Origin of the sequence: Streptomyces sp. NPDC003036 (assembly GCF_040611175.1) — a bacterium.
Lineage (GTDB): Bacteria > Actinomycetota > Actinomycetes > Streptomycetales > Streptomycetaceae > Streptomyces.
In genome coordinates this window covers 1-22090 of sequence record NZ_JBEXNO010000009.1, presented here as the reverse complement: position 1 = coordinate 22090, position 22090 = coordinate 1, and the positions used below count along the sequence as shown (strand labels likewise).

Annotated in this window: 7 protein-coding genes; 1 reads left to right on the top strand and 6 read right to left on the bottom strand. The window is 70.1% G+C overall.

What is annotated here, in order from left to right:
- Positions 1-29 precede the first annotated feature (29 nt).
- The 4 genes from ABZX67_RS08815 to ABZX67_RS08800 form a co-directional block, all read right to left on the bottom strand.
- Entirely contained in the window at positions 30-7274 is a 7245-nt protein-coding gene (locus tag ABZX67_RS08815; RefSeq protein ID WP_355356365.1) for a beta-ketoacyl synthase N-terminal-like domain-containing protein, read from the bottom strand.
- A gap of 157 nt (positions 7275-7431) precedes the next feature.
- Entirely contained in the window at positions 7432-13941 is a 6510-nt protein-coding gene (locus ABZX67_RS08810) for an SDR family NAD(P)-dependent oxidoreductase (protein ID WP_355356363.1), read from the bottom strand.
- A 43-nt stretch (positions 13942-13984) separates the two neighbouring features.
- Positions 13985-14872: an alpha/beta fold hydrolase gene (locus ABZX67_RS08805; protein WP_355356361.1), complete on the bottom strand. Its 888-nt coding sequence runs from the start codon at positions 14870-14872 to the stop codon at positions 13985-13987.
- The gene (locus tag ABZX67_RS08800) at positions 14856-15122 is read right to left on the bottom strand and encodes an acyl carrier protein (RefSeq protein WP_355356359.1); all 267 of its coding nucleotides are present in this window, start codon (positions 15120-15122) and stop codon (positions 14856-14858) included. Before ABZX67_RS08800 ends, ABZX67_RS08805 begins: the two co-directional genes overlap by 17 nt.
- Positions 15123-16589: 1467 nt before the next feature.
- On the opposite strand from ABZX67_RS08800, the gene ABZX67_RS08795 reads away from it, so the two are divergent.
- The gene (locus ABZX67_RS08795) at positions 16590-17603 is read left to right on the top strand and encodes an AfsR/SARP family transcriptional regulator (protein ID WP_355356358.1); all 1014 of its coding nucleotides are present in this window, start codon (positions 16590-16592) and stop codon (positions 17601-17603) included.
- Positions 17604-17665: 62 nt separating this feature from the next.
- Here ABZX67_RS08795 and ABZX67_RS08790 read toward each other — a convergent pair whose 3' ends face one another.
- Together ABZX67_RS08790 and ABZX67_RS08785 are read right to left on the bottom strand one after the other, a co-directional pair.
- Positions 17666-20197: a helix-turn-helix transcriptional regulator gene (locus ABZX67_RS08790; RefSeq protein WP_355356356.1), complete on the bottom strand. Its 2532-nt coding sequence runs from the start codon at positions 20195-20197 to the stop codon at positions 17666-17668.
- Between the two features lie 767 nt (positions 20198-20964).
- Positions 20965-21351 carry a nuclear transport factor 2 family protein gene (locus tag ABZX67_RS08785; protein WP_355356664.1) on the bottom strand — a complete coding sequence of 129 codons (387 nt, stop codon included), beginning with the start codon at positions 21349-21351 and terminating at the stop codon, positions 20965-20967.
- Positions 21352-22090 lie beyond the last annotated feature (739 nt).

Below are 22090 nucleotides of genomic sequence, written 5' to 3'. Positions count from 1 at the left end.
GTGCTCCTTGGGCTATGCGCGCAGGGCCGTCAGGCCTGGGCGGGGGCCGGACGGACCTCGATGGCGACATCAGTAAGTTCGTAGATGCGCAGGCCCGGCTTCCACAAGTCCGCATCGGCGATCACCAGCAGGCGGCCGTCCTCGCGGCGGACCTCCTTGACGTGCACGTCGACCATCAGCTCCTGGTCGTGCGGCAGGATCTGGCCGCGGTACTTCCAGCCCATCTCCACGTCGGTCGCCATCGCGAAGTGCGGCCGCTCGTAGCCGTCGGCCAGGTTCGTCTCGATGACGAACAGGCGCAGGATCTGCAGAACCGCTTCAACGCCGAGCGAGCCGGGCATGACCGGGTCGCGGTGAAAATGGCAGTCGAAGTACCACTCGTCGGGGTGGATCTCGCGCTTGCCGTGCAGATAGCCGACCCCGTGGCGGCCACCGTCGACGACGAGGGCGACGCTGTCTACCAGCTTGAAGTGACCGCCGGGCAGGTGTAGTTGCCCGCCCGTCGCGTCCCGGAATGCCGGGGCTTGACCGGATAGGTCAATGGTGCGCACGCGGGCGGGGTCCGGCTTCTCCTGCTCCAGCCATGGTGCGACGTAGGCGCCGTTGTCGAGGCCGGCCTGGTTGGCGAGGGCTGCGTCGCTGAAGTAGCCGAATAGCGACTCGCCGGTGTAGAAGACCTCGCCGTCGGCAGAGAGCTCGTACGAGAAATTCTGCAGGACGGCACCGGAGACCGCGCTGGTCAGCAGTAGCTTGGAGTGGTGGCGGATGGTCTTGCCGCGCAAGTCGACATCCTTGACGAGAGTGGCCCGGCCATCGAGGTTGCGGATCGCGTACTCCTCCTCGGGCTTCTTCAGCGTGGCGCCGAGGTAGTAGCCGAGGAAGATGGCCGCTTGGAGGGAGGACTCCATGTACACGAAGTTCGGCATGGACGGAGAGGAGTTCTCCCGGTAGTACCAGGAGTCGGGGGCCGAGTCGTACTCGGTGACCATCTCTGAGCCTGGGCTCAGGTCGCCGCGGGTTCCGGAGAGCGACATGACCCGGTCGACGAACTTGAAGTCACCGTTGGGGATGTAGGGCGCCCGGCGCTCACCGTAAATGTCGAACTCGGGGCCCATGGCGATGCCGAGTTCGCCCTTGGCGGCGTGTGCCAAGTGCATCTCGTTGATCATCGCGGGCTCGCCGTCGCGGTTGCGGCGGCCGAGGAAGGCAGGGACTCCGCCGGTCTCGGGACGGTAGGGCGTGCCCTCCTTCTCGCGGACCTGCAGGCCCAGGTTGCGCATTCGGATGACCGGCTTGTCGCCCAGGTAGATCAGAATGTCGGCGACCACCGAGGCGCGCGGCAGTAGCGTCAGCTCCATGATCTCGACCTCGTAGCGGATCTCCTGGTGCTCTGGCGTGATCTGGCCGCGCACCTGGACGTCGATCTGGAGGTCGGTCATCGTCTGGAACCGAGCGTCCGGCAGCGTCAGGTGCATGCCCTGGTGCAGCAGGTAAATCTGCAGGAGCTGGACGGCGCCCTCGGCCACCAGCGACCCGGCGAGCACCGGGTCGTCCGGGAAGTGGCACTCGAAGTACCAGGCGTCCGGCTGGAGCCGCTTGACCGCGCTGAGCTTGCCGAGGCCGCGCGGGCCGCCGGTGCGGTCGATAGTGACCTCGTCCACCATCCGCAGCCGCTCGTCGGGCAGCCGCAAAGCTGGGTTGACGCCCGGGTCCTGGGCGTGGTCCCGGCCGAAGACGTCGCCCGGGCGGCCCTGGGCGAGGAGCTCCAGGTCGGCCGGGGTCAGACGGTTCTTGTCCGTGTACGCGAGCGGCTTGAACGTTTTTTTGGTGAGGGCAGCCCGCTCGGCCTTCTCCTTCTCGGTGATGACGACCCCGAGCGGAGTGTCCAGCTCCTGCCTGCTGAAGAACCCGGCACAGGCGTCCTTGAGTTCGAGGATCAGCTCCCCGTCGGCATAGCAGAGGTAGCTGAAGAAGAAGATCGTCGTCTCGCCCTGGTGGACGAAGCGGTCGATGGAGATGTCGTAGCGCAGAGTCTGCCCGGTGCGCGGCAGCGGGCCATGGAAGATCAGGGAGCTGTCGAGCAGCCGGTAGACGCGCTCGCCCTTGTTGCGGAAGTCGATGCCGAGGTAGCTGACCAGCAGCAGGTCACACTGGCCGGCTTCGACGGTCACGGCTGGCGGTACGCCTCCGTCGATGGCGTACCAGGCGCCTTCCGGGATCTCGTACTCGGTCGTGATCTTCGCGGGTTTGAGCTCCCCCGTGGTGCCCTCGACGCGGGTGACGCGGGTAACGAAGTGGTACGGCGGCGCGGGCAGCCGGACGCGCTTGGCGTAGCCGTCGATGACGGCGAAATCGGGCCCGAAGACCTTGGCGACGTGCCCGGTGGCGAACTCTAGAAGGTCCCCTTCGTCCCAGACCACCTCGCTCTCGAGGACCTGGGACGCCACGGGAGCGGACGGTACGGGGGCGGGCAGGGCGGCCTGCTTCGGTTCGGGCGGCAAAGCCGCCCGGGGTGCGGGGACGGGCACGGCGCTCGGCAAGGGCGCGGCCGGGTCCAGCATGGCCTCGGTCCTGCTGAGCGTGGCCGACTGCAGGACGCGCTGCGTCTCCATGACGACGGAGTGCGTGTCGAGCATCTGGCGGCGCATCTCGCTGGCGAGCGCGGAGGCGGCGGAGCCGCCGGGTGCGGAAGGACCGTGTCCGGCCGGGGCCGGGGCGGCGACGGGCGTACCGAGGGAACCACCGGGCCCCGGGGCGTCAGAATCGTACGCGGCAGTGTCCTCGAGAGGCGCGGCGACTGCGGCGGCGGGAGCGGCCGCCGTCACCGGCGCCGCGGGCGCCAAAGGCAGCAGGAGGGAGATCGGCTCGCCGTCGAAGGCGATGACCTCGTCGGCGAGGGTGGGGTCGGCGGGCATGAGGGCGGATTCCTCCGGCGGTACGGGTACAGGAGCGGGGCAGGTCGCGGAGAAGGGGCCGTCCCCCGTGGCCAGGGCGCGGACAGCCTGGCTGATACGGGCTGGCATGGGGTCGCCCCCGCCCACCCGGAACCGGATGGCGCGGCTGTCGCGCACGGCGGGCGCGGGCGCTTCGAACAGGGCCGTCAGGTCTACGTCCAGGCCGTGCGCGACCAGGCGGGCCACTAGCTGGGCGACCGACCGCGTGGCCGGGACGCCGCGCCGATCGACGGGCACCGCGACATGGGCGGAGTCGCCGAGTGTGTCACGGATCCAGCGCGAGCAGGTCGCGCTCGGTCCGACCTCGATGAAGTAGCGGAAGCCGCGTTCGTACGCGGTGCGCACGAGGCGCGGGAAGTCGATCGTGGAGCGCAGGGTGTGGGTGATGCGCCTCGCGACACTCTTGCGGTCCAGCTCTGACAGTGCCTCGTAGTCGTAGGCGCTGAACAGCTCCAGGCCGCCGAGCGAGCCGGTCGGGTAGTCGTTGAGACTGGCCAGGCCGTCGAGTTCGGTGTCCACGACTGGGCAGTGCATGACCACGTTGGCCGGCGAGCGCGCCGCCGGGCAGCCGAGTTCGCCGATGAGGGCGTGGCACTGCGCCGGGTCACCAGCGATCACCACTTCGCCGGGGGTGTTGACGTGGGTGAGGTGCACCCGCTCATGGCGGGTCAGGGCCTCGCGCACCCGGTCGGCATCGGTGAGCAGCACGAACGTGGCCCACACGGCGTCGTCCGGGGTCTCCTGCGGCAGGTGCCACAGCTCGCGTACGGTGCGGCGTGGTCCGCACAGCCGGTCCTTGAAGACCGGTGTGTCGCTGATCAGGCCATCGCGGCGGCCCTCGGGCAGCCAGCCGCCAGTAGCGAACAGCATGCTGGACTCGCCCAGGCTATAGCCGAAGCCTCCATGAGCGGTAACGCCGAGGACCTCGCGGACCAGGTCGGTGTAGAGGATGGCGAAGCTGGTCCCGGTGGCGAGCATGAACGGGATGTCCTGGCCGAGTGAGGACTCCAGCGCCATCAGCTCCCGTCGCCCGGGGGTGACTTGGGTGCGAGGGTAGAGGCGGTCGGCGCGCAGTAGCCGGGCGGGTTCGTCTGCCTGCTCCTCGAACCGGTCGAGCAGTCCGGGGAAGGCCCGGAAGAAGTCCTGGCCGAGCCCGGGGTACGAGTTGAAGGCGCCGGGGTAGACCAGGGCCACCTTGCCGTCCGGGCCGATCGGCCGGGCGGTGAAGAAGGACCCGGCCGGAGTGGCCCACTCGCCGCCCTTGGCGTGCGCCTCGGCGATCCCCTTGGCGGCGAGCTCGAGCTGGGCACGCAACTCGGCCGCGTCCTTGCCGACCAGCACCGCGCGCAGCCGCATGCCGGAAAGCTGCCGGGCCGCCTCCTGGGCGATCTTGTACGGAGAGGTGCCGCTCTCCAGTAGCTCTTGGTGGCGCGTGACGGCGGCCAGCAGCCCGTCGAGCGTGTCGGCCGCCAGCGGCAGCAGGACCGCCCCGCCCGCCCTGCGCCAGTCGCTACGGGCGACGGCGCCCCGGGTGGCGTCGGCGGACAGCACCAGGTGGCCGTGGGCCCCTTGGGAGCCGATCATATTTACCGCCGCATGGCGGCGGGTCCCCCTGGCCGTGCGCAACCACGGGCGGGACGCCTCGGGCACGTACAGCGCGGAGGCGGCGAAGTCCTCGACCAGCTCCTCGGCCGGGCGGCGCCAGCCGCTGGTACCGGGCAGGTAGCCGTGGTGCAGGCAGAGCACAGTGCGGATTAGCCCGGCCATGGCTGCGGCGCACCCGGCGTCGCCGATCTGCGCCTTGGCGCTGCCCAGGGCCACGCTGCCGTCGCCGACCGGGTAGACCCGGGCCAGAGCGGCGAGTTCGGCCCGGTCCGTAGTGGCGGCGCCGCCCGCGTGGGCCTCCACGTAACCGATGTCTGCCGCGCTCACCCCGGCGGCGGACAGTGCCGCTTCTGCGGCCGTCACGAGGGTGTCCGCATCGGCCCGGGGCACCGCCCCGTCGGCCGCGGCGGCATGCCGCACAGCAAGCGACTCCAGACGCGCGTAGATGCGGCCGTCCGTCTCGCCGGGCCGCCTCACCACGATCGCGCCGGCTCCCTCGCCGACGCGCCGCCCTTGAGTCCCCTCGCCGAACGTCAGCCCGGCTGCGGCGAGGGCGCCGGGCTTGAGCAGGGCGTTCTCCGCGGATCCGGTCATGTCGACGGCGCCGACCAGCACGGCCTCGATGCTCGGGTCGAGCAGCAGCAGCCGGGCGGTCTCCAGGGCTTCGGTGGTGCCCGACCCCTGGGAGGAGACCGTGAATGACGGGCCGGTCAGGTTCCACAGCGAGGAGATGCGGCTCGCCATGACATTGCCGATGTAACTGAGCACCTCGTTGGCCGTGATCGGGTCAACCACGGCGTCACGGGCCACGGCCGCCAGCGCAACCTGCTGCTCGTCGGTCAGGCGCAGCCCGGCGTGCTCGTACTCCTTGCGCAGAAAGGCGCCGAGGCCGTAGCGGGTGAGGCGGGCGTGGCTGTAAGGCTCGGTCTCCATCGCCACCACGACGGCTATCCGGCGTGGGGCGGGCGCCTTGGCGCCCTCGGGCACCTCCCGGCTAAACCCGGCGTCCCGCAAGGCCTCGTCGGCCACCTTGGTGGCTAGCGCGTGCTGGACGTTGTACGTCCGCAGGTCGGCTGGCGGGATGCGCTGGTCCACCGGGTCGATGCCGAAACCATCTACGAAGGCGCCGTGGGGACCCTTCCCGGCCGTGACCCCGGCCCCCTCAAGGGAGCCGCCGGAGGACTGTTCCAGGCCGCGCCAGCGGCGCTCGGGCAGCGGCGTAATTGCGTCGGAGCCGCTGTGCACGGCGTGTTCGAACTCCTCGACACTGGACAGGGAGCCGAAGTGCGCCCCGAGCCCAACGATGTCCAGGGGAGGCGCTTCGACTGGGGGCTGCTCCGCGTGTGCGTCTGCCGCACCTGGATCCGGTGCGGAGAGCACCACGTGCGCGTTCGTCCCGCCGAAGCCGAAGGCAGAGACCGCGGCTCGGCGTCGTCCGTCGCCGTCCGGCCAGGCGCGGCCGTTGCGCACCAGGACCGGCGCGCCGACTGTGCCGTCCTGGGAGGTGACCGGCTGGTCCACACCGAGGGTCGGCGGTATGTGCCCCTCGCCCATGGCAAGCACGACCTTGAGCAGACTGCTCAGCCCGGCGACGGTGAGCAGGTGTCCGATGTTGCCCTTCACCGAACCGATCAGCGGCACTTTGCCGGACCCGCCGAAGAACCGTGCGACGGACTCAGCCTCGGTGGCGTCCCCGATCGGGGTGCCGGTGGCGTGGCACTCGACATAGTCGACGAGTTCGGGGCCGAACCCGGCGTCAGCGTAGGCGAGTTCGTACGAACCAAGCTGGCCGTGGGCCTGAGGGACCAGCAGGTGACGGCCGCTGCCATCGTTGGTCAGCCCGATGCCCTCTACGAGGGCGTGGATGCGGTCGCCGTCGCGCAGGGCATCCGCGAGGCGCTTGACCGCGACCATGCCCGCGCCCTGACCGGTGAGGATACCCCCGGACCGGCTGTCGAAGGGCTGGCTGAACCCGTTGCGCGGATAGGCGCCGAGGTCGCAGAAGGACAGGTGGATCAGAGTGGGGTCGGGGGCGCACACGCCGCCGGCCAGCACCAGGTCGGCTTGCCCGGTGGCGAGGTGGTCGCAGGCCAGCTTGAGCGCGTACAGCGCGGAGGAGCAGGCCGCGTCCAGTGCGTAGCGTGGGCCGCCGAGCCCGAGCGCGGCGGCGGTGACCCCGGCGGGGGAGCCGCTGACCCGCAGGTTTTCCTCCATGAGCGGCCCGCCGTCGACCAGCGGGGTGCCGCCGGGCAGCCCCGCCAGCTCCGGGAGTCCGGAGCGGCGCAGCCCTTCGAGTACCGCCTCCTGCGCCAGCGGCACGCTCACCCGCGCCGAAGTGGGCGTGGGGAAAGAGTAGTTGCCAAGGACCAGACCGGTGCGGGCCAGCACCTGGGGGCGTTCGGCGTGGCCGCTGTCACGCAGCGCCTCCCTGGCCACGTGTAGCGACCAGTGGAAGAGCCGGTCGAGCCGGGCGAGGTGGGCGCCGTCCAGCAGATAGCCGGAGGGGTCGAACTCGAAGTCCTTGATGAAGCCGCCGCGGCGGCAGTAGATGTCGTGCTGCGGATCGAGGTCCCTTGCCTCGGGAACGGCCCCGAAGACCTCTTCTCCCCCCTCCTGACGGCTGTCCGTACTGGAGTGGAGGTTCCGCCAGAATTCGGCAGGCGTCCGCGCTCCTGGGAACAGACAGGAGAGGCCGACGATGGCGTACTTGCTCATAAGAGCTTTGGGGTCCCTTCTCAAGGGCGGCCGGTCCGGACGGCCAGGGTCAGCTGAGAAGACCGTCCAGACCGGCCTGCTCGTGGTTCGCCAGATGCGCGGCGGGGTCAGCCGCCAGCTGGCCCCGGTGGGGCCGACCGGGCGGCCGACGCGCTCGCTACCGACGAAACTTCGCCTCCATCTGGGGAGCGGAGACCACAGTGACACCGTCGAGGCGGGTGAGGACCCGGCCGTCCGGGGCACAGGCGGTGATGGTTAGTGAGGTACTGGCCCCGCCGGAAGACGCGCCCGGCTCCACCATGACCAGGAACGGCTCGCCATCCGGGAGCGGGTGGTGTAGCTCCGCCCGGAGCACCGACAGGGGCAGTCCGGCCGTACCGCGGAACAGCCGCACCCAGACCAGGCCCGCTTGGAGCAGCAGGTCGGCGGTGCCGGGAGCGAACCGCGAGCCAGCGAACCCGCCGCCTGCGGGACGCAGCTCCGCCAGCGAGCACTCGAGGACGAGGCGGGACGCAGTCTCGGCGAGCACCCGGCGTACACCGCGCAAGGACGGCCCGTGGAAGAGCGTGCCGTCTGTGTAGAGACCGGCGGCGTCCCGGCCGCCGCCGAGCGGAGGCAGTCCCTCGACTCTGGTGGCGGCGGGTACCGAGAAGCCGGTTGCGGCCCCGTAATGCGGGCGCATGGACCCGTCCTCGCCGACCGAGCAGATAGCCACCTCGGTGGTGGCGTCCCCGGCCGGGGTCATCACCAGGCGCAAAGTGTCGGGCTGGGTGCCGTCGAAGACGATCCCCTTGTGCACCGAGAAGTCGTGCACTTCGCGGACCTCGGCGCCGCAGGTCCGCTCGACCGCGCCGATCGCCCAGCCAAGCGCGACCGCCGCCGGGAGCACCGGGGAGCCACCGATCACGTGGTCGGCGACGACCGGGTCGGTCAGCAAGGTGTCCAGTCGGCGCTCCACGGTCACCGTGGCGGTCAGCGGTTCGGCCCCCCGCTCGGACAGCGGGGTCGTCGGACCCAGCACGGTTACCACGTCCCCCGCGCGCTCCGCCGTGAACTGCTCGGCGAACATCGCGGCTCCGGTCTCCACCGGGATCAGGGTGATGCCGCGCTCCCGGAAGACGGTCTTGATTTCCGGGGAGACCATTCCGCTGTCCCAGGCACCCCAGTTGAGCGAGGTGACCCGGGTCCGCGGGTGGCGCCGCTTCCAGGACGCCGCCCAGGTGTTCAGCACCTCGTTGGCCATCGCATAGTCCGACTGGCCCCGGTTGCCGAAGAAGCCGGCCACCGAGGAGAAGAGGACCACGTGCCGCAGCGCGTCGGTGTCCAGCGCCGCGGTCACCGAGCGCAGCCCGGCCAGCTTCGGCGCGAAGACCCGCTCGATCTCGGAGGCCTTCTTGCCAGAAATCAGTTGGTCAGCCAATACGCCCGCACCGTGCACCAGGGCCGTGACGCGCTCCCGGTACGGGGCCAGGGCGGCGGCGGTGGCGGCCAGGTCGGTGATGTCGACGGCCAGGTATTCGGCCTCGCTGCCCGCCGCCCGTACCTGCTCCAGGGTCTGCCGGATCTCCCGGGCGCCGATCACGGACCGGTAGAGCTGCTCGACCCGCTTGGGGGTGGGTTTTTCACTCTCGGTCTTCAGCTCGGCTGCGGCGGCGGCCTTCAGGCCGGCCTCCGAGACGCCGTGCGCCCAGGCCGGTTCTTCCTCGAGCGGGGTGCGGCCGAGCAGCAGCAGCCCCGGGCGCTCACGGCGGGCAAGCTCCGCGATGCACGCTGCGGTGATGCCGCGCGCGCCGCCGGTGACGACAAGGAAGTCGTCGGAGGTGAGAGGCGGCAGGTCCGAACCTGAGGCGAGCGACGGCTCGTCCCCCCCGAGGCCGAGTCCGACCCGATGAGTGCCGTCGAGACCGACCTGCACGGGTTCGGTCGCCGCGTCGTACACCTCGTTGAGGATCAGGCCGACCGCGGTCGCGGTGTCCAGGGAGGGAGCGAGGTCTAGGGCACGGCAAAAGACCTCGGGCGCCTCGATGGCCATGGTCTTGACCAGGCCGGCCACACCGCCGGCGGGCGCCAGTTCCTCGTCGACACCGCCGAAGCCGAAGGCACCGTCGAGCCGGGTCACGGTAACGAACGCGGCTCGGCTGTCGGTGGCGGCCTTGGCCAGTGGCTCGATGACATGCTTGGCGAGGAGCAGCGAGTGCGACAGTCGGCGCACACCGTCGGCCCAGGTATCTCCCTGCGTGACCGTCAGGTCAAGGACGAGGGAGATGCCGTCGGCGATTATCTCCTCAGTCCGTGCGGCGAGTTCGGTCACGCCCCAGCCGGTGAGGGTGTGCTCCTTGGAGCTGCTGGTGCGCTCCGGCACGCCCGGCAGGCGTAGAATGTGCACTCGCCAGCCCAGGTCGGCGAGCCGTGCGGCGAGCACCGGGGTGAGGTCGCCGCCGCCGTCTACGACGAGCGCGCCGGCGTTCTCGGGGTAGGCGTCGGTAAGCTTGTCGGGCGTGGGCAGCGCGACCAGCACCGCCTGAGCCCGGCCGATGCGGTCCCGCTCTGCTGTGACGTCGGGCTCGGCGCCGGGAGTCGTTGCCGGGGCCGTGACCGGAGCCGGGGTGGCCGACGGTGCGTGACCGGCGACGAAGTCGACGATGTCCTTCAGCGTGCGCAGTTCGGCGAGTTGCTCGGGGCCTGCGGAAGTATCGGAGGCGAAGCGCTCTTGGAGGACACCCATGATCTCGACCCGCTTGATGGAGTCGATACCGAGGTCGGCCTCGACGTCCATGGCCAGGTCGAGCATGTCTGCGGGGTAGCCGGTCTTCTGGGCGACGACCTCGAGCAGCGCCGCCCGGACTGCCTCTGCGTCCACGGCCGGAGCCGCAGTCGGTGCGGAGACCGGGGTGGGGGCTAGGGGGGCCGTGACCGGAGCCGGGGTGGCCGGCGGTGCGTGACCGGCGACGAAGTCGACGATGTCCTTCAGCGTGCGCAGTTCGGCGAGTTGCTCGGGGCCTGCGGAAGTATCGGAGGCGAAGCGCTCTTGGAGGACACCCATGATCTCGACCCGCTTGATGGAGTCGATACCGAGGTCGGCCTCGACGTCCATGGCCAGGTCGAGCATGTCTGCGGGGTAGCCGGTCTTCTGGGCGACGACCTCGAGCAGCGCCGCCCGGACTGCCTCTGCGTCCACGGCCGGAGCCGCAGTCGGTGCGGAGACCGGGGTGGGGGCTAGGGGGGCCGTGACCGGAGCCGGGGTGGCCGGCGGTGCGGATGTCGCCGTTATTGCCACGGTCTTCGGGGCAGGCAGAGCCGCCGGGACCGGGGCGGGAGCCACGGGCGCGGGGCGAGGTGCGGCGACGGGCGCAGGGGCAGCGAGTTGACGCGCTGGGACCGTGCCGCTCTCAAGCCCAGCGAGGTCGCGCAGGATCTCATTGGCACGCAGATGCGTACGGCCGATGGCTAGACCGTGTTCCTTGACGGCGTTGACGCCGGGCAGCACCTCGCCGACCCGGCCCTGGTCGGCGGCGCGCTCGAGGAGCGCCGCAAGGCGCTCGGTGCTGTGCAGCTGACCCGTGAGGTAGTCGTCATGCAGGGCGAGGTGATCGCTCATCAGTTGGGCCAGGTGGTCGGCGTCCACGTGGGCTGCCTCCGTGTCAGTGGGGGCGGGATGGGCGGCAGCTGGGGCCTTCTGGGGCGCGGCGGGTGCGGGGACCCGCGCGGGGGCCTTGGCCACCACGGTGGCCGCAGCTGGGCCCGCAACCGGGCTCATCGCCGAAACCGGTGCCTGGGCCCGAGTCGCAGCCGGGATGATCGGAGCAGGCGCGGGAGACGTCGGCAGGGTGACGCGATAGCCGTTCTCCAGCGCGTCGCGGTAAGCGGCCCGGCGCTCCGGGGACACGTAGTTGATGCCGTTGAGCAGGACGCTCATGCTCTTCACGGGCTCGCTCACCGGCACGGGCGCCACATAGCGGTCCTCGGTGCCGAGGGGCAGGCCTAGAACCGCGAGGTGGGCCACCGCCTGCTTCAGCGCCATGTCGGCGTCCCTGCCGGGGCCGCCGTCCATAGAGAGGGCGAGGTGCTCGCGGTCGCCGAGTGTGCGGCGCACCAGCTGCGCGAGCACCCTTTTGGGGCCGAACTCGACGAAGACGCGGAAGCCCGCCGCGTACATCTCCTCCACCCGGGCGGCAAAGTCCACCGGGTGGATGAGCTGCTCGGCCAGCACCTTGCGGTTGGCGGCGACGTCGTCTCCGTAGACCGCGCCACGCGTGTTGGCGAACACCGGGCCGCGTGGCGCGCGCACGTCGGCGACATCGACGTGCGTACGGAACGCGTCGAGCGCGTGGCCCACGAACGGGGTGTGGAACGCGGCGGACACCGGCAGATGAGAGGCCTTGATCCCGGCCTCCCCCGCGGCCGCGACCAGCTTGCGCACCTCTTCGGTGGCACCGCCCACGACGATTTGGTCAGGCGCGTTGCGGTTGCAGACGGCGAGCCCGGCCCGGTCGACGAGCAGTTCGGCCACCCGCTCCTCGGAGGCCGAGAGCGCGGCCATCGCACCGGCGTCGAAGCCAGCGTCCGCGGGCGGGGCCATCGCGGCGCCACGGGCCCGGGCCAGGGCGAAGTAGGTGTCATCGTCGAGGGACCCGGCGGCCCACAGGGCGGTTAGCTCACCGAAGCTGTGCCCGAGGAAGCCCTCGGGCGCGAAGCCGAGCTCGGTCAGATAGCGGAACTGGCCCGCGGACAGTGCGCCGATGGCGGGCTGGGCGTATTCGGTGGCCCGCAGTGCTGTCTCCTGCGCCGTGCGGCCCTGAACGTCGAACGCCGGTGCCGGGAAGGCCACGCGGGACAGCGGCTCTATGCCCTCGAAGTGCCGGTTGGCCTGGTCGAAGGCGCTACGCAGCGGTGGCAGCGCAAGCACGGCCGTCATACCTGGGTTGACGTACTGGCTACCCTGTCCGGCGAACAGCGCGGCGACTTTGCCGGGGTCGGCCATGGCCGAGCGGCGGAAGTGGATCCCCTTGGGGTGCGACCAGGACTCCGCGTCCTTGCGGGCGCGCAGTTCGCGCAGCGCCGTCTCGCGGAGAGTGGTCAATTCCTCGTCGGTCCGGGCGACCAGCGCGAGTCGCGCGTGCCCGGCCGGTGCCGGGCCGCCCTGCGAGGGCGCGCCCTCGGCGAGGGCCTTCTCGAGCCCGGTGGTGTCCGGGGCGTGCCATAGGTGAACCTGGGCGACCGGGAACATTACCCGCAGGTCGTCGCCGTCGCCGTACTCGTCCAGGACCAGATGGAAGTTGGTGCCGCCGAACCCGAAGGACGAGATGGCGGCACGGCGCTTGGGGCGCTGGGGCTCGCGGATCCACGGGCGTAGCTCGCTGTTGACGTGGAACGGCCCGGAGGCGGGTTCGACGGCCGAGCTGGGCCGGTCGACGTTGATGGTGGGCGGCAGCACCTTGTGGTGCAGCGCGAGGGCCAGCTTGATCAGGCCGGCCGCCCCGGCCGCTGCCTTGGTATGTCCGATCTGGGACTTGACGCTGCCGATCGCCGCGTAGCCGCGTTCGTCGGTGGCCTCGCTGACGACGGCGGAGAGCGCGCTGAGCTCGGTGGCGTCGCCGACGGCGGTGCCGGTGCCGTGTGCCTCGAACAGCCCGACGCTCGCGGGCGAGCAGTCGGCGTCGTGGTAGGCCCGGCGCAGGGCGGTCATCTGCCCCTCCTTGCGCGGAGCGTAGATGGACTTGAACCGCCCGTCGCTGGAGGTGCCGAGGCCTCGCAGGACCGCGTAGATGTGGTTGCCGTCGCGTTCGGCGTCGGAGAGGCGGCGCAGCGCCAGCATGCCGATGCCCTCACCGATCAGCGTGCCGTCGGCGTCCTTGTCGAAGGGCCGGATACGGCCGGACTTCGACATCGCCGGGGTTTTGCTGAAGCACAGGTACATGAAGATGGTGTTCTCGGCATCGCACCCGCCCACCAGCATGGTGTCCGAGCGGCCCTCCAGGAGCTCGCTCACGGCGGCCCGCACGGCGCCCAGGGAGCTGGCACAGGCCGCGTCGACCGTCATGTTGATGCCACCGAGGTCGAGGCGGTTGGCGACCCGGCCGGCGACGACGTTGCCGAGCATGCCAGGGAAGGAATTCTCCTCCCACGGGGCGTAGGCCTTGGCGAACTTGGCTGCGATCTCTTCCGCGTCCTGGTCGGTCAGACCACAGCTGCGGACGACTTCCTTGATGACCGGGGTCTGCAGCCGGGCGGTCAGCGGCTGGGTGAGCTGGTTGGCGCCGGTGATGCCGAGGATGACGCCGGTGCGCGACGCGTCATACCAGGGCTGGTCGGCGCCCGCATCCTTGAGCAGGTCGCGGGCGACCATGAGGCTCAGCAGTTGGAGGACGTCGGTGACCTCCAGGGTGTTAGGCGGGAGCCCGAACTCCAGTGGGTTGAAGGCGACATTCGGGATAAAGCCGCCGCGCCGGGAGTAGGTCTTGTCCGGTGCTGTCGGGTCCGGGTCGTAGTGCTCGTCGAGGTCCCAGTGGCTCTCGGGCACGTCCTCAATGCAATCGGATGCCGCGACGATGTTGCCCCAGAACTCCCTCACGTCACGGGATTTGGGGTAGAGGGCGGAGAGGCCGACGATGGCGATGGGGTCACGGGCGAGCCGACGGTCTATGTCGGTGTCCTGCGAATGTTTCACGGCGAGTCTCTCAGGTTCTGGGGCGAACAGTGGGTTCGCCCGGTCAGGGGCGGCTGCACAGTTCAGCGATGGCCGCAGCGGCGTCTGGACGGGTCAGCATCGTGTAGTGGTCGCCCGGGGCGGTGTGCAGGTCGAGGCCGTCGGCGGCGAGCTCCGTCCAGCCCAGGGTGTCGTCCTGCTCGATCAGGCTCCCCTCGGCCTTGACCAGGACCAGGTGCACGGTCGAGGGCACGGGCCGATGGCCGGCGGTGAGGCGGTTGTTGCGCAACAGGCCGTCCACATAAGTGCTGTAGAGCTTCCGCAGACCAGGAAGCGGGGTACTCGACGGCAGTGCGCCGCTCTTGACGGCGGCGTCGAGGAGGCGGACGAGGCCAGTGTCGGTGTCCCGGCCGTCCGTCCCGCTGGGGCCGAGCGAGATAGTGCGGTCGCGCTTCGCGCCCAGGTACATCGCGAACCAGCGCAGCAGCAGGGGCGCGTCCAGAGCCTCCTCGGGATGCTGGTAGGCGTAGGTCGGGGCGATGCTGTCGAGGAGGATCAGCCGGTCGGGCCGCTCGTCCCGCGCGAGCCACTCGGTCATCGCATGGGCGATGACGCCGCCGAAGGACCAGCCAGCGAAAACGGGCGGCGGCCCGTCCGGGGCGCTTGCACGCTCGTCCCTGTAGGCGTTGGCGAGGCGGTCGACCAGCGAGGCGACGCTGAGGTCGTCGTGGTCGCCTAGGAGGGCGGCCTCGAAGTACTCGGGCACCCCGGCCAGGTCGAGGATGGTGAGACCGGTGTCCCGGGGCAGGGCTTCGGCCAGGTTGCCCCAGACGCCCACCGGTAGGGCGCCCGGGTGGACGGCGTAGACGGTACGTCCCCCCGCAGCGGGCGGCCGGTGCCGCAGCACAATCGGCGGCACCGCCAGGCGGACCGCCTTACGCGGCTGTGGCACGCTGCCCACTCTCCTCGGCGATGTGCGCCGCCAGGTCCTGGATCGTCGGGTGGTACCAGAGCGCCGTTGTGCCGAGCTCGAAGCCGAGCCAGTTCTCCATCTCACCGGCGAGGATGAGCGCTTCGGTGCTGTCCAGCTTCAGCTCGTCGAAGTACTGCTCCGGCGGTACGTCGGCGGGCTGGACACCCGTCCGGTGGGCGATCTTCTTGATCAGCCACTGCTGTGCTTCTTCGGCCGAAACCCTTCGCATTCCCCACGTTCCCTTCCACGGGCTGTTGTGCAGGGTTCGCCCCGCACAGCTGGGACCGTAGGCAGGCGCTCGCGGCGAGTGCAGCCGAAGAGGCCCCGGCCGGGTACCCGCTGACATGGGAGCGGCGGTGCGGCGAACCGTCGATATAGGTTCTGAACTGTGGCGATGTCGATGGCGAGGTGGATCGGCGGGCGTAGGTGTCAGGTTTGCGCAAGGTTGTCAGCACGGTGTCAGCGTGCCGCCCGCGAGGCATAGCGCGCTGCTCGAGCGGGGGCACCCGGAGGACGTCAAGGGCTCGCAGAGAATCTACGTGTTGCTTCCGGCCCTGTAGTTCGTTGACGTGGTACAGCCATACCGGAATCCGTGGCATAGGCGCCCACCTAATCCGCATTGGCGCCAGGGCCGCCCCGGCCGAGGCTCACCCCGCGCTACCAAGGCCCGCCGCATCAACTGGCTCACCCTCGGCCGCCAACTAACGCGTCACCCACACCGTCCGACTGCACCGGCTCGCACCACGACCGAAGCTGCCCTTCCGGGATCAAGAAAGCGACGTTTGTCGCCTGGAGACCCGGGGCCTACGCCCCGGGTTCGGGGCAAGCGGCGTCGTAAACGGCTACCGAACTACCGGTTTTCCAGGTACGTGGATGACTGGTGCTGATGGTCCACGGCACCAAGGACAACGCCGAAGCTCTGCGCAACGAGGTTGAGGAGGTGTTGTCCACGATGGGTTTGCGCCTGTCCGTGGAGAAGCCCCTCATCACCCATATCTGATGAGGGCTGGAGTTCCTCGGGTGGCACATCCAGCGCCACTGCAAACGCGGGTCCAGCTGGTGCTGTTTCTACACCTACCCCTCGCGCAAGGCCCTCAAGGCCGCGAGGACAGGGGCGAGGCGATCTGCGGGGCGGAACGGCCACCGGCCTGGTGCTGTTACTTCCGCCCTGGGGGCGTCCAGCGCGACCTTCCAGTGCCTGAGCTTGTACACGCGGAGCCAAGTCATGAAGTGGCTAGGCTGTAAACGCCACCGGAGCAACAGGAGCGACTTCCGGCGCCGTTACTGCGGTAGGGGTTGGTGGTCAGACTGAACAACCTGTGGCGAAGTAGTCCTACAGCGCGAGCCGGCCTTGCTCTGCGGCGCAGAGCTGACCAGTACGACGATCCCCTCAACTGAACACCTGATCAGCGAGCTGATCCCCGCGCGGATGGAACGTCGCGAGGAGTCCCGGCATGCCGACGGGGCGGTGAGCGCCGCCGGGCCCCGGCCCGGGCGGCAAGGATCCGCTCTCCATGGCCGACCGGATCCTTCCACCCTGCTCTACCTGCGCAAACTCGCCACGTACGATCTCACGGCCGACCGTCGATTTCGACCGTATCGGTTTGAGTGTCGCGTACTCAAGCCATCGCGCGCTTTCCCTGCTTTGCTCGAACGAATCGCATGGCGGGGGCCGTGCGGAATGAGGGGTACGCAGATGCAGTTCCGTGTGTTCGGTACGCTGGAGATCTTCGATGAGGTGCGACAGCGCCGGATCCATCTGAACAGTCCCAAGCAGCGTCTGCTGCTAGGGGCGTTGCTGGCCCGGCCGTCCTCGCCGGTGCCGAAGGACGAGCTGATTAGAGAGGTGTGGGGAGAACGCGCCCCGGACAAGGCGGCGAACGCGCTCCAAGCCCACGTTTCGCGGCTGCGGCAACTGCTCATCGAGAGCGAGCCCGCCCGGGCCAATACCCCTCGGCTGATCGCCCGGGGCCCCGGCTATCTCCTGCACGTACGCCCTGAGGAACTCGACTGCGTGGAGTTCCGGCTTCTCGCGGCCAGGGCCCGCAAGTGCGTGGTCAGTGATCCGGCCACTGCCGTCGCGCTCTTGCAGCGGGCGCTGATGTTATGGCGCGGACCAGCTCAGCACGGCTCCTATTACGGTCCGCTGTACACGGAAGCAGCCGCCCGCCTTGAGGAGGAGAGGCTGCGCGCGCTGGAAAACCTGTATAACGCCTCGGTGCGCATCGGCCGGTACCGGCAGGTGCTTGCCCCGCTGGAGGAGCTGGTTGCGGCCCATCCCGACCGTGTGGGCTTTCGCAGCCAGTTGGTACTCGCGCGCCACCACGCGCAGTGCAGGGCCGAGGCGACCACCGGGTCGGTTCGCCGGGCCGGCACGGCGCTGAGCCCGGGGCATAGACCCGACGTACGGACGTGGCCGCAGGCGGGCACCAACCGGTCGGCCGCTGAGAGGGGTGGCCCGGTGGGGGCCGACTCGACCAACGCGCAGGAGATCGACCGGCTGCGGAAGCATGTCGACCGGCTGACGGACGAACAGCAGGCGCTGCGGGCGGCATTGGAGTACTTGTCATCGCGGGTGCCGCCGCTGCCGCCGCACTTGGCACCCGTCCCGCACCCGGAGACGGGCGAACTCAGCGACAGCAGCGGAGGGCTTCTTGCGCGCGTCCTTTCGACCCGCCCGGGCGCATACTTCAGTCCGTCCGGTGTGTGAGGCGGCCTGTTCAGGCGCCTGGGCTGCTCACCACACTGCGACAAGTAGGCTTGACAGGTCTGTCAGGCAGCGGTGCGGCCGCCTCTCCGGTCCGTGAGGGCGCGGCCGATGTCCGTGCGCGCCGAGATGCCCAGCTTGTTGTACGTGCGGTGTAGGTGGTTCTCCACCGTGCGTACGGAGAGCACCAGACGGGCTGCCACCTCACGGTTTGACAGCCCGGACGCCACCAGGACCGCGACTTCCCGCTCGCGGGTGGTCAGCGTGGCGGCCGGACTCTCGTCCGGCGTCTCCCACGCCGCCCAGGGCGGCAGCGAGCCCTTCGTGGCGGTAAGGACTTCCTGGCATTCCGCCCATGCCGCCTGGCTCTTGCGCAGTTGTCCGGCCGACTGGTTGGCGCGGCCGGATTGAGCCAGGGCCTCTGCGGCGAGCGGCAGCGCGCCCATGGCCCGGAACCGGGCCGCCACGTCGCTCAGGGCGTCGCCGTCAGACGCCGCGAGCGCGGCGATGTGGTCGGCTTGGAGGCGGGCGAGTGCGGAGGTGGTGCCGTCGGCGAGCCTGCGTGCCTGGTGGGCGAGGGGTGCGGCGTCTGCGACGCGGGCTGCTAGGTGCAGGGCCGCGACAGCAGCCAGGCTGCGGCCCGACGCAGCGGCGCGCCGGGCGACCTCCAGCGCCTGGGCGACGGATCCCGAGACGTCTCCGGAGTAGGCGAGCACCAAGGCGCGTTCGTGGGCTATGCCGTCTTCGACGATCACGTAGTCCCGGCTGACGTACTCTTCATGTCCGGCTTCGATCAGGGTGTACAGGGCCTCGCTGTGCTCGCCCGACTCGGCGAGGGCGCCAGCCAGCCAGCCGACCGCCCGGGCCCGGGTGTCGAGCCAGTGCCGCCGTCCGCGTACGGCGCCGGCTTCGCGCAGCAGCGCCACCGCCTCCGTGAGACGGCCGCCCTGACGGCTTAAGCGGGCCCGCAGTAGGGAGGTCCGCAGCTGTTGGGAGCGGTCGTGGGTACCGGTGCCGCGGTCCATGTCCTCGAGCGCTGAGGCCGCGGCGTCCTGGTCGCCCAGGTGGTACAGACATTCCACGAGTACCGTGGTCTGGCAGCGTCGGGCGTCCTCCTCCCAGTCCTCGAGGCGCCCCTGATGGGCGCGAAGCAGCTCCAGCGCACCGACCGGGTCCCCCAGCTCCAGGCGGGCGAACGCGGCCACCGGCAGCAGGGTCTGTACCGCGGGGGAGCCTGCGGGCTCCAGCGGGAGCACGCGGTCGGCGACGGCGACGGCGTCGGCGAACCGGTCGGCGAGAAGGGCGAGCGCGGCCCGGGAGCCCTCAAGGGCTCTGGCCGCCGCGCCGTCCAGGTCCTCCACCGTACTGTGCGTGAGCGCTGCAGCTTCCTCAACGCGGCGCAGCCCCCAGGCGAGGTTGTCGATGCGATCCCGCAGGGCGGCCAGATACTCGGTGGTGTTCCGGACCGACCCGGGAACCTCGGCCGCAGCGGTGAACTGCCGTTCCGCCTCCTCGTGGCGACCCATGCCGAACAACGCCCGGGCGAGCAGCAGCCGGGCGGCGGCGCCGTCAGCGGACCCGGCGCCCTCACGGGCGAGAGCTACGTGGCACAGGCGCTCGGCGATCTGGTGGTTCTCCCGCTGGACGGCGCTGCGGACAGCCCCGAGGAGCTGCGCCTGCTCGAGCGCGAGCCCCGCGTCAATGCGCAGGGTGACGATGCGCAGCAGGTCGTCCTCCCTGCGCGCGCCGGTGGCGGTGAGCGCGTCGGCGACCTGTTTGCGCAGGCGGCGCCCGGTGAGTTCGGAGATCTGGGAGAGGAGCACGTATCCGCTGAGCGGTTCGGTCAGCCGCAGGTGGACCCGGCGCCCGCACCGCTCCTCCTTCACCACTTCGCGTATGTACAGCGACTCGGCGGCGGAACCCAGCCCCGACTGCACGATCAGGTCGGTCTCCAGGGGTTCGGCAACGGCGAGCATGCGCACCAGTTCGTGCTCCTCTGGGCTCAGATCTCGTAGTCGGAGCAGCACCACGTTGGCCAGCCGCTCGGCGGGCGTGGCGGGCAGACCTCTCCAGCGCCAGACACCGTCCACCCGGTGGAGCGAGCCATCGGCGAGGGACTGTTCGACCAGCTCCCGCAACAGCAGCGGGTGTCCGCTGGTGACGGACCACAGTTGCTCCAGCGTGGCGGTCCCGACGCTGCCGCTGAGCCGGGCGCGCAGAGCTCGGGCGGCGGTCATCCGGTCGAAGCGGGTGAGGTCGACACGCTCGACGTGATGCTCGAGCCACATCCGGTCGATGCCCACTGGCGGGCTGACTTCCCGCATGACGGTCGCGATCACGCAGACGCGATGGGCGGAGGCCAAGGTGTGGAGCTGCGCGGCGGCGGCGGTGTCGAGGAGGTGTGCGTCGTCGATGCCGAGCACGGGAGGGCCGGATCCTTCCGCACGGCGCATTCGCCGCATCCGCGCCAGGCACTCATCCAGGGTGTCGAAAGCGTCGCCCGCGTCGGCGGCCCTGCCACCTATGCCGCCGACCGACAGCACGACCCGACCCTGGGACCGGGCGCGGGTCAGCGCCTCGCAGAGCAGTCGACTCATGCCCATACCGAAATACCCGGCGATTAGAGCGCCTTGGCCCCGCCGGACGGCGGAATCTATTATTCCGAGCTCTGTGGTGCGTCCCTTCAACAGCCAGTCGTCATCTATTTCCGACACGTTCATACCCCCCGTGAAATGTGGAGACAAGCGGTTGGCGTGCGCACTGCGCGTGCATAACGGTATGTGAGGCGAACGATCCAGTCCGCCGGGAACTCGTTGAACGGCAGCATCTCCCTACACTGCGTCGACGCTGAAAGCAGCTCACTGGTGAGGTCGCCACCATCGCCCGCGTGACGTTGCGGTACATGGCCATCGTCGAACGCAACACTCGCCGCGCGCTGGTAAACGGCCCGCAGGCGGCTCACGCATCTGGTGGGCGAGCTGGCCGAGTGGGCCCGTGCAGCGCCCGTTCCGCCTGTCCGCCGGGCTCCTCGGCCGCCGCGCCGCGCGGAGCGGCCGGCGTCCCGTACCGGCCCATGGACAGCCGCGCCGCTGTGAGGTTGCCTGCGGCGAACCGCGCCCGCCGCGCCGCGCGGTCCGCGGGTCCTCCAGCTGCGGCGAACCGCGCCCGCCGCGCCGCGCGGTCCGCGGGTCCGGCTGAGTTGCCCAGCGCCGACCGGGCGGTGTGTCGGGCGGCGTCGGCTGGGATCCGGCCTGGCTGGCCCCGGCCGCCTGCCGCTGTTCGGCGGCGGCGAGGTCGACCAGGCCTTACTCACTGGGCCCGGCCCGGCCAGGCTGGCCGCTCCGTATGGCGCGAGAACTTTTCCTTACTTGATACCTGGGGGCACGCGTGTGGCCTGGTGGTAGTACATCCGCCACCCCGCAGCTCCCTCTCCCTTGCGCCAGATCGAACTGTGCCTCGTCCTGCGCTCGCCGAGCATGGTCTCGAACGTCAGATGCACCAGCCCCGGTGCGAGCAGCACTCCTGAGATGTCTGAGGGCTCGAACCGGGGAGCATCCAGCGAACTGCCCGGATGGTCGGGTAGTTCGGCGAGCATGGCCTCATACGTCCACCGTCGCCCAGACGCGCCGACCTCCACAAAATCTGGGTCGAGGAGTTGCCCGGCGAGTTCCGGGGAGGCGCGGACACGCGGGTCCATGAGCTGCAACTCGAGGGCGATTGCGTGGTTCACATCGTCTGTTGCACCGTCCATGGAACGAATCTCACTGGGCTTCCCCGCGCCGCCGCAACCGAGTTTGTCTGCCATCGTACAAGGCCATGCTCAATCAACGATCAGCCTTCAACATCGCCCACTTACTCTGGTCCAAAAACACCTACTGAGTCCACACACGAGGGAGCCCCGCCCGCAGGTTGTTCCTGCGCCTGACCCGGGCCTGATTTCATCGGGTCGTATGAGAGCCACTGCTCCGGTGTGAACGGGAGCGAGGTGTAGGCCGTTCGTGGCGGTGATGTACTCGGCAGTGGGCAGTGTTCTCCGGCGAGTTCGGGAGCCACTGATCGGGTGACCTGACGGGGCCGGGCGGAGTGTCCGAGGAGAGCCGTGCGGGGGTGTCGGTAGCTTGTCGGTGCGGGCCCGGGTCGCCTCCCTGACAAGTCGCGGCCAGGGCCTCGTTCTCTCTCGGGGGTTGAGCAGACGAGGCCCACGGTCAGCGATCAGACAGAGCGCCTATTCAAGGTCCATGGCCAAGTCGGCTGATGGCTCACGGCCCATCGCCTCGGGCAGCGTGGTCTTGATGCTGCCCGGAGCCCAGCCGAGGACTTCCTCGAAGCTGCGGGCAACGGTCGGGGTGGGCAGGTCCCCGCGGTCGCTCTCGAAGGTCCTGATGGTCGCCTCACTCAGGCCACCTGGGCAAGCCCTTTTTGTACGCCGACACCTCTTTCTCCGCGATAGCCGGAGGAAGAGGCTTGTTGTTCTGACGGGCCGGCGCGGC